The following is a 16521-nucleotide window of genomic DNA, read 5'->3' as shown; positions in this document are numbered from 1 at the left end:
GACTTTCTCAATTTAGAAAGTCTATTTTTATATTGTTTATGGCAAAGATAATAATTATATATAAATTAAAATTTATATTATCATTTTTACTTAAAGTTAAAATTAAGTAAAAAATATATAATTGAATAGAAAACAAATATAAAAAATGTTAAAATATGCACAAGTATATTAAAAGTGAGGATTTTTATGAAAAAAATAAATATAAATAATTTAAAAGTTTTTAAGGATTTTTTAGTTATTGAAGGGGAGAAGGTTGATGTTGTATTTTCAACAGCTAAGGATTCTAGAAGTTTTAATAGAAATACTGAAGAAGGGCAAAAAAATATAAATTCATTAAAGGAAGATTTTAATGTTAATGAAGTTGTGTATCTTCATCAAATACATAGTGATAATGTATTTGTATTTGAAGGTGATGCAGAAGAATTTAGAGAGTATGAAGGGGATTCTATAATAACAAAAGAAGAAAAAGTTATTATTGGAGCCTTTACAGCAGATTGTGTTCCGGTAATTTTAGTAGATGAAAGAGAAGGTGTCATAGCTGCGATTCATAGTGGTTGGAAGGGAACTTTTAACTCGATAACAAAAAAGACTATTGAAAAAATGATTCAAGAATATGATGTTAAAATAGAGAATATTAAAGTTTATATTGGACCTCATATAAGACAGTGCTGTTATGAGGTATCTGAAGAGTTAAAAGAAAGCTTTTTAAATAAGACTAAAATAAATGAAAATGAGCTATTTAAAGGTAGAAATCTTAGTATGGAGCGTTGTATCTTAGAAGATTTAAGAAATATAAATATTAAAGAAGATAATATTTATACAATTAATCTGTGTACTTATTGTGAAAAAGACATAAAATTATTTTCTTATAGAAAAAGTGTTGGAACGTATGGAAGGTTATTTACTTTTGCTTACAAGAAATAATAAAAGTTCAGGGGGAATACTTAATGGCTAATGAAAAAATATTAGTAGTAGATGATGAAGAACATATTGTAGAACTTATAAAATATAACTTGTTATCTTCAGGGTATGATGTAATAACATGTAATAATGGAATAGATGCAGTTAATTTAGCTATAAATGAAAGACCTAATTTAATACTTTTAGATTTGATGATTCCAGGAAAAGATGGGTATGATGTATGTAAAGAGATAAGAACAAAGAGTGAAGTGAAAAATATATCAATTATTATGCTTACTGCTAAAAGTGAAGAGTTTGATAAAATTTTAGGACTAGAGTTAGGGGCGGATGATTATATAACAAAGCCGTTTTCAGTAAGAGAACTTTTGGCAAGAGTAAAGGCTGTATTAAGAAGAGTAGGTGCTAAAGAAGAACAAAGCGATATTATGGTGTTCGGGGATTTATCTGCAAATTTTGAAAAAAGGGAAATAAGAATAAAGGGTAAAAAAATAGATTTAACATTAAAAGAGTTTGAATTATTAGAAATGTTAATTAAAAATAGAGGTAAAATTTTAAGAAGAGAAATGCTTTTAGATAAGATTTGGGGTTATGAATATATAGGGGAAACTAGAACAGTAGATGTTCATATTAGATATTTAAGAAAGAAAATAGAAGATGATGATAAAAACCCTAAATTTATTGAGACTATAAGAGGAGTAGGGTATAGATTTAACCCAGATCTATAATATATGAAAAAGAGAATTATAATCTCATCTCTTGCAACTGTAATATTTTCTCTAGTATTAGTATGTTTAGCATTTAAAGAATTAATAAATATACAAGAGATAGATAGAACTAAGGGTATTTTATCTGTATATAATGAGTTATTTATTAAAGAAATTAAAGAGAATGATGTTGATTTCAGTAAATTTAGAATAGATAATAATCAAGTTAGATTTACTATAATAGATAGACAAGGTAATGTTTTGTATGACTCAGAAAGTAAGGGATCACTTTCTGATAATCATATTGATAGAGAAGAGATTCATCAGGCTTTTATTAATAATGAGGGTTCAAGCGTAAGGTATAGTAGTACCTCTACAGTTAATCTAGTATATTACGCGACCAAAATAGATGAAAATACTGTAGTTAGAAGTTCTGTGCCAACAAGTGCAATAATGGTATTTTTATCAGGAACTTATAAATATTATATATTTATTATAATTATAGTAGCTATTTTAGCTTTATGGTTATCTGTTAAATTAACAAAGATTATAATATACCCAATAAAGGAATTAGAAGAGGCTACTGCTAAGATTTTGAATGGAGACTTATACAATAGAGCTAAGGTATATAATGATGATGAAATTGGATCTTTAGCAAGAAGTTTTAACAAAATGGCAGATGAATTACAGATTAAGATTAATGATTCTTACGATAAACAAAACAAATTAGAAGCAATATTAGAAAGTATGGATAGTGGAGTTATTGCAATTGATAACTATGGAAAGATAATGCTTATAAATAACTATGCAAAAAATTTATTTGGGTTAAAAGGAGAAATAATAGGAGAGAAAATTGAAGAGTGTATTATAGATTATGATTTGTTGCAATTTGTTAAAGACATTCCAGAGATTGACTCTAAAGAAATAAAATTATTTCATCCAGTTCAAAGAGAGTTAAAGGTGAAAAAAGCTCCTATAATTAATGGTAATGTAAATACTATAGGTATAGTTATAACTTTGGCTGATATAACAGATATAAAAAGATTAGAGAACATGAGAAGTCAATTTGTAGCAAATGTTTCTCATGAACTAAAAACTCCATTAACATCTATAAAAGGTTTTTCAGAAACTTTAAAGTATGTTGATGATAATAAAACTAGAAAGAAATTTTTAGATATTATAAATAAAGAAGCTGATAGATTAAGTAGACTAATTAATGATATATTAATTTTATCTAATATTGAAAATATGAAAGTAACTAGAATGGAAAAATTTAAGCCGATGGATGTAGTACAAGAGGTTATAGATGTAATAAGTACTGAAGCTAGCTCTAAAGGCATAGAAGTTAAGTTAGTTGATGAATATAATGGGGACTTAAGTGGGAATAGAGATAAATTCTATCAGTTAAGTATGAATCTTATTGATAATGCAGTGAAATATTCAAAAGAGAATGGGAAGGTAAAAGTTAAGCTTTTAGAAAAGAATAATTATCTTATAATGGAAGTAGAAGATAATGGGGTTGGTATACCAAAGGAAGATTTACCGAGAATATTCGAAAGATTTTACAGAGTTGATAAATCAAGATCCAGTAAAGGTACTGGATTAGGGCTCGCTATTGTAAAACATATTGTAAAACTATTTAATGGCGAAGTAGATGTTTATTCAGAATTAGGAGAAGGTACAAAGTTTATAGTTAAAATTAGAAAGTAATTAAAAGAGTTTATGGCTTTACACGCCAATAAACTCTTTTAATTTTTTTTATATTATTACAATTAACAGCAACTTAACATTCTTATAATACTCTTTAACAATAGCATAATATTCCTTTAACGTTAAGATATTATTATTGTTATTGTAAGGTAATAAATTAATAAATCGAACAAATTAAATGAAGTGGATTTGGAGGAAAATTTATGAAGAGTAAAAAGTTAAAATTGATGGTAGGTGCTTTAGTAGTAATGATGATGGGAGCAACTTTAACAGGTTGTGGAGGAAATAATGGACAAAGCGGAGATGCTGGAACTGAAACTCAAACAACTATTTCAATTTCGGGATCTACTTCTGTTGGGCCATTAATGTTAAAAGTTCAAGAAAGATATGAAGTTGCAAATGAAGGCATAACATTAGAAGTTCAAGAAAATGGTTCAGGTGCAGGGATTAAAGATGTTATAAATGGTGTTTCAGAAATTGGAATGTCTTCAAGAGAATTAAAGAGTGAAGAAGCTTCACAAGTGGATGGAACAGTAATTGCTCATGATGGTATTGCATTGCTAGTAAATCCATCAAATAAAGTAGAAAACATAACTTTAGAACAAATTAAAGGAATTTATACAGGAACAATAACTAACTGGAAAGAGTTAGGCGGATCTGATTCTCCAATAGTTGTTATAAGTAGAGAAGAAGGCTCAGGAACAAGAGATGCCTTCCAAGAAATAGTTGGTTATAAATCAGAGGAATTAATAAAAGATGCTTCAATTGCAGATGGAAGTGGAGCTGTTAAAACTACAGTTGCAGGGAATGAAAATGCAATAGGATTTGCTTCTTTTGAATATATAGATGATAGTGTAAATGCTTTAAAAGTAAATGATGTTGAAGCAACACCAGATAACGTAAAGGCAGGAGAATATAAGTTATCAAGACCTTTCTTATTAGTAACTAAGAAAGATACTTTAACTGAAGCTGGAGCAGCTTTAATTGAATATGTTTTAAGTTCAGAAGGTCAACAAATTGTTAAAGATAACAAATTAATAACTTTAGAATAATAATTAATATTTGAGTAAGAATGCCTCAATGCTTGAGGCGTTTTTACTACATAAAATCAAGGATATTTATTACCATTAGGAGGACTAAAATGGTAGAGGGAAATATAAAGAGTAATACGAGTAAATATATTGTTGATAAGATTACTAGAGTGATATTCTTAATATGTGCACTTGTTGCAGTGGTAAGTTTAATTTTAATTATAGGATTCGTATTTATGAAGGGATTAAAGCCTTTTGTTACAGGAGATAAATCTTTTATAGAATTTATATTTGGTACTGATTGGTACCCTACATCAGAAGTGCCTAAATACGGTATATTACCGATGATAATTGCTTCAATATATGGTACTGTAGGAGCTTTAATTATAGGGGTTCCAATTGGATTACTAACAGCTATATTTATAGCTGAAGTTGCACCAAAAGGAGTATCAAAATTTATGATTCCAGCAGTTGAACTTTTAGCTGGAATACCATCTGTGTTATATGGATTATTTGGTTTGGCAATAATTGTTCCATGGATACAAAGAACTTTTAATTTAGCGCAAGGACAAAGTTTATTTGCAGTAATTATTGTACTAGCTGTAATGATGTTACCAACAATAATTTCAGTTTCAACCACTGCGATAAAAGCAGTTCCTAAAAGTTATAAAGAGGGTTCGTTAGCATTAGGAGCTTCACATATAGAGACCACTTTTAAAGTGGTTGTGCCTGCAGCAAAGTCAGGTATATTAGCAGCAATAGTTCTTGGAAGTGGAAGAGCTATTGGAGAGACGATGGCTATAATTTTAGTGGCAGGTAATTCAGTACAAATACCAACATCTATTTTTGATAAGGTAAGACCACTTACTAGTAATATAGCGTTGGAAATGGGATATGCATCACAAGCACATCAAGAATTATTATTTGCAACTGGGGTCGTGTTGTTTGCATTTATTTTAATATTAAATTTAGTTATTTCAAAACTTTCTAGTAAGGAAGGTAAATAAAAATGAGAAAATTCAAAGAGAGTATTTTAAAAGTATTATTATATTTATCAGCTGTAATAACTGTTAGCATATTAGTTTTCATACTTGGATTTATATTTATAAAAGGATATAAAATAATTAATTTTAATTATTTATTTAGTGAATATAAACCTTCTGGTGGTGGAGGAATAAAACCATTTATTATATCTACGTTGTATACAGTTGCTTTATCACTTGCAATAGCTACACCTATAGGAGTTCTTTCTGCGGTATATTTACAAGAATATGCTAAGCAAGGAAAGATGGTAAAGATTATAAGGTACTCAACAGAAGCTTTAGCAGGGATACCCTCTATAGTATATGGATTATTCGGAGCAGCATTTTTTGTGGCTGCATTAAATTTTGGATATTCACTTATTGCAGGTTCATTAACTTTATCTATAATTATATTACCTGTAATAATACGTACTACAGAGGAGGCATTGAAAGTTGTTCCATCATCATATAGAGAGGCTTCTTTAGGACTTGGAGCTACTAAGTTTCAAACTTTGTATAAAGTTATTCTCCCAAGTGCAATACCTGGAATACTTTCAGGAGTAATATTATCAATGGGACGTGTAATAGGAGAGTCGGCCGCGTTATTTTTAACAGCAGGTACAGTATATAAAATACCGAAGAGTATTATGTCTAGCGGAAGAACATTGACAGTTCATGCCTTTTTAGAAACAAAAGAAAAAGGTGATATTGCATCTGCAGCTGCTGCTGGAATAGTTTTGATAGTAATGATTTTAATATTAAATATTATAGCTAAGTTAATAAGCAAGAAATTAAATAAGGCCGAGTATTAATTAAATTTAAATAGTGAGTATTATACAATTTTAAGAGGTGTAAGTATGTCAAATATAATAACGCCTGAAATTCAGGTGAAAAATTTAGATTTGTTTTATGGAGATAATCAAGCTCTGAAGAATATTAATATAGATATAGAAAAAAACAAGGTTACAGCATTAATAGGACCATCAGGATGTGGGAAGTCGACTTTTTTAAGAACTTTAAATAGAATGAATGATCTTATTGCAGGAGTGAAGATAGATGGTGAAATTCTAGTTGATGGTAAAGATATATATAAAGATTTTAATGAAATAGATTTAAGAAAGAAAGTAGGAATGGTATTTCAAAAGCCGAACCCATTTCCAATGTCTATATATGACAATATAGCATATGGTCCGAGAGTTCATGGGGTTAAAGATAAAAAGACTTTAGACCAAATAGTTGAAAAAAGTTTAAAAGGTGCTGCATTATGGGATGAAGTTAAGGATAGACTCAAAAAAAGTGCTTTAGGTTTATCAGGTGGGCAACAACAAAGACTTTGTATTGCAAGAACTATTGCAGTATCACCTGAAATAATATTAATGGATGAACCCACATCGGCTCTAGACCCTATATCTACAAATAAAATGGAAGAGCTAATGGATCAACTAAAAAAAGATTATACCGTTGTTATAGTTACACATAACATGCAACAAGCAGGAAGAATTGCAGATAAAACTGCATTCTTTTTATCCGGTGAACTTATAGAATATGGAAAAACAGAAGATATTTTTTATAGACCACAAGATAAGAGAACAGAGGATTATATATCAGGAAGATTCGGCTAAAATTTAAAAGGGAGTGAGATTATGACAAGAACTGTTCTAGATAATAGAATGAAAGTACTAATTTCTGAATTGGCAGAAATGGGAAGTTTGGTAGAAAAACAATTATATGATAGTATTGAAGCTTTTAAAAATAGAGATATGGATCTTGTAGAAAATGTAATGAAAAATGATGATAAGGTAGATGAACTAAATAAAAAAATTGAAGAGCAATGTTTGAAGTTTATGGCTATGGAATCCCCTGTTGCTACAGATTTAAGAAAAATTTTTACGACATCTAAAATTGTTACAGATTTAGAAAGAATGGGAGATTATGCAGTAGACATATGTAAAATAACTAAAAGGGTTGAGTTAGAACCAATAGGTGAAGAGTGTGATTCAATATGGGAGATGGTTGATATTCTAATTAAAATGATTGGAAAATCAATTGAAGCATTTGTGGATGGAAATGTTGAAGAAGCTTATGAGATATGTAAAATGGATGATAAAGTTGATATATTGTATCGTGGGCTATTCAATGAAATGTTAAAGAAAATGGCTAAAGATGAAACTATGATAAATAGAGGAGCACAAATTTTATTTGCATCAAAATACCTAGAAAGAGTTGGGGATCACGTAACAAATATTTGCGAGTGGATAATTTTTTCTAAAAAAGGTGATTATGTAGATTTAAATGAGTAATAATAAAGAATATGAGAACTTCTCATATTCTTTATTTTATTGTGAAAATGTGGCTTAGAATAATCTCTTTTGTTGACTGAAGATAATTATTAGGTTAATATATCATAGAGATGATAGGTTATTATAGGAGTGACGTTATGAGGAATGTAGTAACAAATGTAATACCTTATAGTATTGCTGAAGAGGTTGGCATCGAAGTTAATGATATTTTATTATCAGTAAATGGAGAAAAAATAACAGACATTATTGATTATAGATTTTTAACAGCAGATGAAGAGTTAGTTTTAGAAATGGAGAAGTCTAATGGAGAAGTTTGGGAATACGAAATCGAGAAGGATTACGGCGAAGAACTTGGATTAGAATTTGGCGGCGGAATAATGGATAAAGCAAAAAGGTGTAGTAATAAGTGCATGTTTTGCTTTATAGATCAGAATCCTAAAGGAATGAGAGAAACCTTATACTTTAAAGATGATGATTCAAGACTATCTTTTCTTCAAGGAAATTTTGTAACACTAACAAATATGAAAGATGAAGACATCGATAGAATTATTAGATATAGGATTAGTCCTATAAATATTTCTGTACATACTACAAATCCAGAGTTAAGAGTTAAGATGCTTGGTAATAGATTTGCAGGGCAAGTATATGATAGAATGAAAAAGTTAGCAGATGCTGGTATTGAAATGCATTGCCAAATAGTTCTTATTCCAGAAGTAAATAATAAGGAAGAGCTAAAGAAAACTATAAATGATTTATATAGCCTGTATCCATCAGTAGCTAATGTTGCAGTAGTACCAATAGGCGTTACTAAGTTTAGAGATGGACTAGTGAAGGTAAAAACATTTGATAAAGAATTAGCCAGAGAAGAATTAGAAATGGTTATGAAATTCCAAGAAAAATTTATGAATGAAATTGGAGATCCTTTTATAAGAATGTCTGATGAATTTTATATTGTATCAGGAATAGATGTACCTGAAGAGGAATTTTATAAAGGGTATGAACAAATTGAAGATGGAGTTGGAATGATTAGATGCTTTAGAGAAGCAATTAATTATGGAGTGCAAAATCTAAGAAAAGATATTAGCGGTACATTTACTATAGCTACTGGAAAACTTGCATTTAATGAAGTTATGAATGGTGCTAAGAAGATAATGAAAGCTAATGAAAATATAAAAATTGATGTATTTGAAATAATAAATCATTTTTATGGTGAATCTATAACAGTTACAGGTCTTTTAACTGGTAAAGATATAATAAGTCAATTAAAGGGTAGAATTAAAAGTGAATATTTAATTATGTCTAGTAATATGTTCAGAAAAGGATATGAGTTAGCGCCTGCTGATTATATAATGCTAGATGATGTGAGAGTAGAGGATATAGAAAAAGAATTAGGAGTTAAGGTTCTTGTTGCTGACCACACAGGAGAAGACTTAATAGATATTATAAACGATGTATGTCAGGAGGAAAAATAATGGGAAAACCAATAGTAGCTATAGTTGGAAGACCAAATGTAGGAAAATCAACATTATTTAATAAATTAGCAGGGAAAAGAATCTCTATTGTACAAGATACTCCAGGAGTAACTAGAGATAGAGTTTATGCAGAAGCAGAGTGGTTAAATCATGTATTTACAATGATAGATACAGGTGGGATTGAGCCAGAAAATCAAGATATTATTGTAAAACAAATGAGAAGACAAGCGAATATTGCTATAGAAACAGCTGACGTTATAATGTTTGTTGTTGATGGTAAAGAAGGATTAACAGCGGCTGATAATGAAGTTGCAACTATGCTTAGAAAGTCTAAGAAACCAGTTGTATTAGTTGTTAACAAGATAGATAACTTAAAAGATGAAGAAAATGCTTGGGAATTTTATAACTTAGGGATAGGTGATCCAGTAGCTATATCTGCAGGTCAAGGAAAAGGACTTGGAGATATGCTTGATATGGTTGTAAGTCACTTTGATTCAATAGGTGAAGCAGATGAAGAAGAAGAAGATATAAAAATAGCTATGATAGGTAAGCCTAATGTAGGTAAGTCTTCATTAATAAATAGATTATTAGGTGAGGATAGACTAATAGTTTCTGAGATAGCTGGAACTACAAGAGATGCAATAGATAGTAAAATAGAAACTGATTTTGGAAAGTTTACTTTAATAGATACTGCTGGTCTTAGAAGAAAAAGTAAGGTAAAAGAAGAGATTGAAAGATATTCAGTTATAAGAACTCTTACAGCAATTGAAAGAGCTGATGTATGTATACTTATGATAGATGCTACAGAAGGTGTTACAGACCAAGATGAAAAGATAATAGGATTTGCTCATGAGTTAAACAAAGCTATAATGGTAGTTGTAAATAAGTGGGATCTTATTGAAAAAGATGGTAAGACTATGGATGTATATAAGAAAGACTTACAATCAAATTTAAAATTTATAAGTTATGCTAAGTATCTATTTATATCTGCATTAACAGGGCAAAGAGCGCATAAAGTTTTAGAAGTAGCTAAAGAATGTTATGATAATTACAGTAAGAGAGTTGGGACTGGTGTATTAAATGATGTAATTAGTAAAGCAATATTAATGAAAGAGCCACCAGTAGTAGCATTAAAAAGACTTAAGATTTATTATGCAACACAAGTTGCTACAAAACCACCAAAGTTTGTATTCTTTGTTAATGATACAAATGCGAGACATTTCTCTTATGAAAGATATTTAGAAAATCAATTAAGAGATAGTTTCGATTTTAGTGGTACAGGAATTCAAATAGAGTATAGAGAAAGAAAGGAATAATCTATATGAGTAAAGTGACTTTTGTAGGTGGTGGGAGTTTTGGTACATCACTAGCTATATTATTAGGTAACAAAGGAAATGATGTATCTATATATGATAGAGATATATCTGTGGTTAACGATATTAATATAAATAGAAAAAATGATAGGTATATAAAAGGATTAGAAGTGCCTAAGAATGTCACAGCTTATAATGATGTAGATAAAGCTTTAGAAGGAGCAGAATATGTAGTTTTAGCATTACCATCTCAGATTATACGAATAGGAGCTAAAACTTTAAAAGGAAAAATATCTTCTGATATACCGGTTATATGCATAGCAAAAGGAATAGAAGAAGGTACTAATAAAACTTTAGTAGAAGTTATTAATGATGAAATAGATAATCCTGTAGTTGTTTTATCTGGTCCAAGTCATGCAGAAGAAGTTGCTTTCAATATACCAACTACTGTTGTAACATCTTCTAAAAATATGAAAGTGGCAGAAGAAGTTCAAGATTTATTTATGACTAAAGAATTTAGAGTTTATACTAATAGTGATTTAGTTGGGGTAGAAATTGGTGGAGCTGTAAAGAATATTATCGCATTAGCTGCCGGAGTTTGTGATGGATTAGGATATGGTGATAATACAAAAGCTGCTTTAATGACTAGAGGAATGGCTGAAATAGTTAGAATTGGTACAAAGTTAGGTGGAAATATTGAAACATTTTTAGGCCTTACTGGAATGGGTGACCTTATAGTTACTTGTACTAGTATGCACTCTAGAAATAGAAAAGCTGGTATTTTAATAGGAAAAGGTATGAGCAAAGATGATGCTGTAAAAGAAGTAGGTATGGTAGTAGAAGGTATTACTGCGTGTAATGCATTCTATAAATTAAAAGAACAGCTAGATGTTGAGATGCCGATTACAGATGGATTATATAGAGTTTTATTTGAAAATAGAAAAGCTAAAGATGTAGTAGATGAACTTTTAAAAAGAGACAAAAAGTCTGAAGTTTATTAATAGTTTGATGCACGTATATAAATATACGTGCATTTTTTTGTATTTATATATACTATACATAAACAAAGTGTTGCAAAAGAAAGAATTAAATTTTTTGATTTGAAATAATTATAAGCAGAAAAACCAGTATACTTTTTCTAGCGTGAGAATATATATATATTGTTAAAAATATATAGGAGGGAAAATTAGTGGAGGGTTTCAACATATACAGAGATATAGCAGAAAGAACTCAAGGGGACATATATGTAGGAGTAGTTGGACCTGTTAGAACAGGTAAATCTACTTTTATTAAAAAGTTTATGGACCTAATGGTTATACCCAAAATTGAAAATTCTTTTAAGAAAGAGAGAGCAAAAGATGAATTGCCACAAAGTGGATCAGGAAAAACTATTCATACTACAGAACCAAAATTTGTACCAAATGAGGCTGTAGAAATTACTGTGGATGACGATATTAGTTTTAAGGTAAGATTAGTTGATTGTGTAGGTTATATTGTAAAGGGAGCATTAGGGTATTTAGAAGAAGATGAACCTAAGATGGTAAATACACCATGGTATGATTATGAGATACCTTTTGAAGATGCAGCAGAAATTGGAACAAGAAAGGTTATTACAGATCATTCTACTATAGGTTTAGTTGTAACTACTGATGGTAGTATAACTGGTTTAGAGAGATCTGAGTACTTAGAAGCAGAAGAAAGGGTAATAGATGAATTGAAATCAATAAAAAAACCTTTCGTAGTTGTACTTAATACAAAGAACATAAATTCACCAGAGACTGAATCATTGAAGAAACAAATGGAAGCTAAATATGATGTTACAGTTCAAGTGATGGATGTTTATAATATGACTGAAAAAGATATTGAAAATTTATTTGTACATGTACTTAAAGAGTTCCCAGTAAAAGAAATAAACATAGATATGCCTACATGGGTAGAAAAGCTTGATCCAGAACATTGGTTAAAGAAAGAATTCTTTAAAATAGTAAAGGGAATGTGTGACGATGTAGAAAAGATAAAAGACATAAAACCTTCATTTAACTCATTTAAAGAAGATGAAAATGCCAATGCTTCAGAATTAAGTGAGATTAAACTTGGAGAGGGTACTGCAAAAATATTATTAAAGCCAAGTGAAAGTATTTTTTATAAGGTGTTAAGTGAAGATTGTGGAGTTGAGGTTAGCTGTGAGAGTGATTTAATATCTTTAATTAAAGAGCTTAATGTAGCAAAAAAAGAGTATGATAAAATCAAAGATGCTCTTTATGATGTTAGAGAAACAGGTTACGGATTAGTTGCACCACAATTATCAGAAATGAAATTTGAAAAACCTGAAATGATAACTCAAGGAAGTAAATATGGAGTTAAACTTAAAGCTAGTGCACCATCACTACATTTTATAAAGGCTGATATAAAGACTGAAATAAGTCCAATAATGGGATCAGAAAAAGAAAGTGAAGAATTAGTTAAAGCTTTAATGGAAAAATTTGATAGTGATCCAGAATCTTTATGGCAAAGTAATATGTTTGGAAAGTCATTAGAAGTATTAGTTAAAGAAGGCTTACAAAATAAACTTTATAAGATGCCAGAAGATGTTCAAGTTAAGATCCAAAAAACACTTCAAAAAATAATTAATGAAGGTAATGGCGGATTGATCTGTATAATTTTATAACAATATTTGGCACCTATCTTTTTAGATAGGTGCTTTTAAATTTTAGTTAACTTTATAATTATATATATTAAGTGTGAAATATATAGGGAATGTAGAATATAATATATTAAGCAAGTAATATGTGCTTAATATATTATAGTAAAGAGGGATAATATGAATAGCAGATTTTGTACCTATAAAAGAGTGGGTTATTTGAGGCGGAGTGTTGCAGATGAGTTAGGTATAGAGTTTACTGGAGCGATATATGCCTGCCCTGGAGTGCTAAAGCATATTATTAAAAGACATGGTAAACAATTAGACAAGAATATAAAGAAAAATATATTTGAGTTTATGAAAGTTATACTGGAAGAACCGGATTATATCGGACTTTACAAAAGTGAGGAGGGAACTACTTCTATTCAGTTTGTAAAGAAAATGTATAATTATTTGTTGTTAGGAGTGGAGGTGGACGAAATGAACCAGTATATTTATGTATCTACTATGTACCCTATAAATGATAATAAAATAAAAAATAGATTAGATTATGGTGAACTAATTAAAGTGAATTGTGGCTAAAATATATTTATTGAAAGAAATGGAGTGGGGTTGTATAATAAACTCAAGAAATATTTGTTGATAATCTTGAGCTATTAAATTAAGTTTTGAATTAAATTATTGCTTATATAAAAAAGTGGCTTTGCCACTTTTTGTTTGTTTAGGTTATAGGATAAATTATATTGAGATGGAGTGATAAAATGAAGAAGATAGCAGTTATTTTTAATGGTGGGACAATATCTATGAAAGTAGATGAAAGGATTAAGGCAGCTGTTCCAAGTTTAACAGGGGAAGAAATAATGTCTATGGTGACTGGAATAGAGAATTATGCAGAAATAGAATCATATACTTTCTCTAGTATGCCATCACCTCACATGACTTTTGAGACAATATTAGAACTAAGTAATTTCGTAACAGAATTAGTAAATAGAAGTGATATAGATGGGATAGTTATTACACATGGAACTGATACTTTAGAAGAAACAGCATATTTTTTAGATTTAACAATAGATACATCTAAACCGATAGTAATAACTGGAGCTATGAGAAGTAGTTCAGAATTGGGATACGATGGCCCTTTTAATTTAGCAACATCAATTTGTACTGCTATATCTGATGATTCTATTGGAAGAGGAGTTTTAGTCTGCTTTAATGGAGAATTAAATTCAGCAGCAGAAGTTACAAAAGCAAATTCTATGGCTTTAAATGCATTTAGAACTCCTAATTTTGGGCCAATTGGAATTGTAGATAATAATAAGGTTATCTTTTATAGAAATACTATAAATACTTCAAAATACAAAGTTAACAAAATTGATAAAGAAGTAGCGCTGATTAAATGTGCAGTAGACATGGATTCTACATTTATAGATTTTATTATTGAAAAAGGTTATGGTGGAATTGTAATAGAAGCTTTAGGAAGAGGAAATGTTCCACCTAGAATGGTTCCTGGAATAAAGAGAGCTATTGAGAATAATATTCCAGTGGTAATAGTGTCACGATGCTTTGAAGGAAGAGTTCATGAATCTTATGGGTACGAAGGGGGAGGAAAGATGTTGCTAGATTTGGGGATAATATTCGGAGATACACTACCAGGTCAAAAAGCAAGAATAAAACTTCTTTTATCAATAAATTCAGAGTTAGATTTAGAACAAATAAGAAAGCAGTTTGAATAAAGAATGTTAGGGAAAAACTACATAATAAATAATATGTGCGAAAATTGATTTAAAACATATAAAAAATATTCGGAACAGTTGACCAAAAGAGTTAAAAGTGATACAATAATATTCGTAAGGTGATTCGATTGGGATAAACAAACACGAATGTTTCTTTGGAAAAGAAATGTTTTATTATTGATTTATACGCATAGATTTGAATTTTTAAGCTATGGTGAGTCGTCTTAATTAACTTATCATAGCTTTAATTTATTTACATATTATTTATAAGGAGTGTTGAAAATGGGGGAATTATCAACGAAAAAACTATCAACAAAAGAAAAACTTTTACCGATATTAACAAATAAGAATGTTGATATTAAGAAAGAAATGCTTGCAGGGTTAACTACTTTCTTGACAATGGCATATATTATCGCAGTTAATCCTAATATACTATCAGCTACTGGTATGCCTGCTGGAGCATTAGTTACAGCAACTTGTTTAGCGGCTGCACTTGCTTGCATAATGATGGGGTTATTTGCTAACTTACCATTTGCATTAGCTTCAGGTATGGGATTAAATGCTTACTTTGCTTATTCTGTTGTCTTAGGAATGGGAATTTCATGGGAAGTGGCTTTGACAGCTGTATTTATTGAAGGTATCATATTTATATTATTATCAATATTTAAAGTTCGTGAAGCAGTAGTAAATGCTATTCCTAAAAATATGAAATTAGCTGTTACAGGTGGTATTGGATTATTTATAGCGTTTATTGGATTAGTTAATTCAGGGCTTGTAGTTTCAGATGAGGCTACGATGGTTGCTTTAGGTGAATTTACTCCAGCGGTTATAATTACGCTTATAGGATTAGTTATAATAACTGTTTTAAATAAGAAAGGTGTTAGAGGATCTATTCTTTGGGGAATATTGATTTCTTCATTAATTGGATGGGGATATGCTTTAATAAACACAGAAGCAGCTGCAGCTTTAGGAATTTATCTGCCTAGTGGAGTGTTTAAGTTTGAAGGTATAGGAGAAATAGCTGGAAAAATTGATTTAGCTCATGCGTTCCATCCAGATAATTTAAAGATGTTTATAACTGTAGTTTGTACATTCTTATTCGTAGATTTCTTTGATACAGTTGGTACTTTAGTTGGAGTTTGTTCAAAGGCTAAAATGTTAGATAAAGATGGTAATGTTCCTAATGCGGGAAGAGCGCTTTTGGTTGATGCTATAGGAACAACTGCTGGAGCTTGCTTAGGAGTTTCAACAGTTACGACTTATGTTGAAAGTGCAACAGGTGTTGCGGAAGGTGGTAAAACAGGATATACATCAATAACAGTAGGTATATTATTCCTTATTGCAATGTTCTTCTCACCAATAATTGTAGCTATACCGTCATGTGCTACAGCACCAGCGCTAATTTATGTTGGATACTTAATGCTTGAAGCTGTTAAAGAAATAGAGTTTGAAAATATTACTGAAGGAGTGCCAGCATTCTTAACTATAGCTGCAATGCCATTAACATATAGTATAGGTGATGGATTAACTTTAGGAATAATTTCATACGTAGTAATTAACCTAATATATAACATCTTCTTTGCTAAAAGCAAGGAGAAAAAGACAAAGATTTCTTGGGTTATGTATTTACTATTAGTAGTATTTATTTTAAAGATTGCATTCTTATAAAATTAA

General features: G+C 29.8%; 15 protein-coding genes. All 15 read left to right on the top strand.

Going from position 1 to position 16521, the window contains the following annotated elements:
* The first annotated feature begins 186 nt into the window (after positions 1-186).
* The 15 genes from pgeF to LQE93_RS07655 all read left to right on the top strand — a co-directional run bounded on the left by pgeF (position 187) and on the right by LQE93_RS07655 (position 16515).
* Positions 187-924, top strand: a complete 738-nt coding sequence (gene pgeF, locus LQE93_RS07725) for a peptidoglycan editing factor PgeF (protein WP_055263199.1) — start codon at positions 187-189, stop codon at positions 922-924.
* A gap of 23 nt (positions 925-947) precedes the next feature.
* Complete coding sequence (locus LQE93_RS07720) at positions 948-1646, top strand: response regulator transcription factor (protein ID WP_186837551.1); 699 nt, start codon at positions 948-950, stop codon at positions 1644-1646.
* Positions 1647-1649: 3 nt separating this feature from the next.
* The gene (locus LQE93_RS07715; protein ID WP_186837552.1) at positions 1650-3335 is read left to right on the top strand and encodes an ATP-binding protein; all 1686 of its coding nucleotides are present in this window, start codon (positions 1650-1652) and stop codon (positions 3333-3335) included.
* A gap of 203 nt (positions 3336-3538) precedes the next feature.
* On the top strand, positions 3539-4387 hold the full coding sequence (locus LQE93_RS07710) for a phosphate ABC transporter substrate-binding protein (RefSeq protein ID WP_231072893.1): 849 nt from the start codon (positions 3539-3541) through the stop codon (positions 4385-4387).
* A gap of 89 nt (positions 4388-4476) precedes the next feature.
* Positions 4477-5373, top strand: a complete 897-nt coding sequence (pstC, locus tag LQE93_RS07705; protein ID WP_186837553.1) for a phosphate ABC transporter permease subunit PstC — start codon at positions 4477-4479, stop codon at positions 5371-5373.
* A gap of 2 nt (positions 5374-5375) precedes the next feature.
* The gene (pstA, locus tag LQE93_RS07700; RefSeq protein ID WP_231072892.1) at positions 5376-6200 is read left to right on the top strand and encodes a phosphate ABC transporter permease PstA; all 825 of its coding nucleotides are present in this window, start codon (positions 5376-5378) and stop codon (positions 6198-6200) included.
* A 45-nt stretch (positions 6201-6245) separates the two neighbouring features.
* On the top strand, positions 6246-7010 hold the full coding sequence (pstB, locus tag LQE93_RS07695; RefSeq protein ID WP_231072891.1) for a phosphate ABC transporter ATP-binding protein PstB: 765 nt from the start codon (positions 6246-6248) through the stop codon (positions 7008-7010).
* A 21-nt stretch (positions 7011-7031) separates the two neighbouring features.
* Entirely contained in the window at positions 7032-7688 is a 657-nt protein-coding gene (gene phoU / locus LQE93_RS07690) for a phosphate signaling complex protein PhoU (protein WP_055263213.1), read from the top strand.
* Between the two features lie 137 nt (positions 7689-7825).
* Positions 7826-9160, top strand: coding sequence for a DUF512 domain-containing protein (locus tag LQE93_RS07685; RefSeq protein ID WP_055263215.1), 1335 nt, complete (start codon positions 7826-7828; stop codon positions 9158-9160).
* Positions 9160-10476, top strand: a complete 1317-nt coding sequence (der, locus tag LQE93_RS07680) for a ribosome biogenesis GTPase Der (RefSeq protein ID WP_055263217.1) — start codon at positions 9160-9162, stop codon at positions 10474-10476. Before LQE93_RS07685 ends, der begins: the two co-directional genes overlap by 1 nt.
* Before the next feature lie 5 nt (positions 10477-10481).
* On the top strand, positions 10482-11474 hold the full coding sequence (locus LQE93_RS07675) for an NAD(P)H-dependent glycerol-3-phosphate dehydrogenase (RefSeq protein ID WP_055263219.1): 993 nt from the start codon (positions 10482-10484) through the stop codon (positions 11472-11474).
* Between the two features lie 188 nt (positions 11475-11662).
* Entirely contained in the window at positions 11663-13141 is a 1479-nt protein-coding gene (gene spoIVA / locus LQE93_RS07670) for a stage IV sporulation protein A (protein WP_055263221.1), read from the top strand.
* 153 nt (positions 13142-13294) lie between these two features.
* A complete protein-coding gene (locus LQE93_RS07665) occupies positions 13295-13696 on the top strand; it encodes a PBECR3 domain-containing polyvalent protein (RefSeq protein ID WP_055263223.1) in 402 nt (133 codons plus the stop codon).
* Positions 13697-13875: 179 nt separating this feature from the next.
* Positions 13876-14847, top strand: a complete 972-nt coding sequence (locus LQE93_RS07660; RefSeq protein WP_055263225.1) for an asparaginase — start codon at positions 13876-13878, stop codon at positions 14845-14847.
* Between the two features lie 282 nt (positions 14848-15129).
* Positions 15130-16515 carry an NCS2 family permease gene (locus LQE93_RS07655; RefSeq protein WP_055263227.1) on the top strand — a complete coding sequence of 462 codons (1386 nt, stop codon included), beginning with the start codon at positions 15130-15132 and terminating at the stop codon, positions 16513-16515.
* The last annotated feature ends 6 nt before the right edge of the window (positions 16516-16521 follow it).

Source organism: Clostridium sp. NSJ-145, from assembly GCF_021044725.1.
GTDB lineage: Bacteria > Bacillota > Clostridia > Clostridiales > Clostridiaceae > Clostridium > Clostridium disporicum_B.
Note: the sequence above shows the minus strand (reverse complement) of the source record. Positions and strands in the feature narration are given on the sequence as shown.

Bases quoted from the DNA above. Each gene is read 5' to 3' on its own strand.
- pgeF (WP_055263199.1), top strand. From the start codon at position 187: ATGAAAAAAATAAATATAAATAATTTAAAAGTTTTTAAGGATTTTTTA.
- LQE93_RS07720 (WP_186837551.1), top strand. From the start codon at position 948: ATGGCTAATGAAAAAATATTAGTAGTAGATGATGAAGAACATATTGTA.
- LQE93_RS07715 (WP_186837552.1), top strand. From the start codon at position 1,650: ATGAAAAAGAGAATTATAATCTCATCTCTTGCAACTGTAATATTTTCT.
- LQE93_RS07710 (WP_231072893.1), top strand. From the start codon at position 3,539: ATGAAGAGTAAAAAGTTAAAATTGATGGTAGGTGCTTTAGTAGTAATG.
- pstC (WP_186837553.1), top strand. From the start codon at position 4,477: ATGGTAGAGGGAAATATAAAGAGTAATACGAGTAAATATATTGTTGAT.
- pstA (WP_231072892.1), top strand. From the start codon at position 5,376: ATGAGAAAATTCAAAGAGAGTATTTTAAAAGTATTATTATATTTATCA.
- pstB (WP_231072891.1), top strand. From the start codon at position 6,246: ATGTCAAATATAATAACGCCTGAAATTCAGGTGAAAAATTTAGATTTG.
- phoU (WP_055263213.1), top strand. From the start codon at position 7,032: ATGACAAGAACTGTTCTAGATAATAGAATGAAAGTACTAATTTCTGAA.
- LQE93_RS07685 (WP_055263215.1), top strand. From the start codon at position 7,826: ATGAGGAATGTAGTAACAAATGTAATACCTTATAGTATTGCTGAAGAG.
- der (WP_055263217.1), top strand. From the start codon at position 9,160: ATGGGAAAACCAATAGTAGCTATAGTTGGAAGACCAAATGTAGGAAAA.
- LQE93_RS07675 (WP_055263219.1), top strand. From the start codon at position 10,482: ATGAGTAAAGTGACTTTTGTAGGTGGTGGGAGTTTTGGTACATCACTA.
- LQE93_RS07665 (WP_055263223.1), top strand. From the start codon at position 13,295: ATGAATAGCAGATTTTGTACCTATAAAAGAGTGGGTTATTTGAGGCGG.
- LQE93_RS07660 (WP_055263225.1), top strand. From the start codon at position 13,876: ATGAAGAAGATAGCAGTTATTTTTAATGGTGGGACAATATCTATGAAA.
- LQE93_RS07655 (WP_055263227.1), top strand. From the start codon at position 15,130: ATGGGGGAATTATCAACGAAAAAACTATCAACAAAAGAAAAACTTTTA.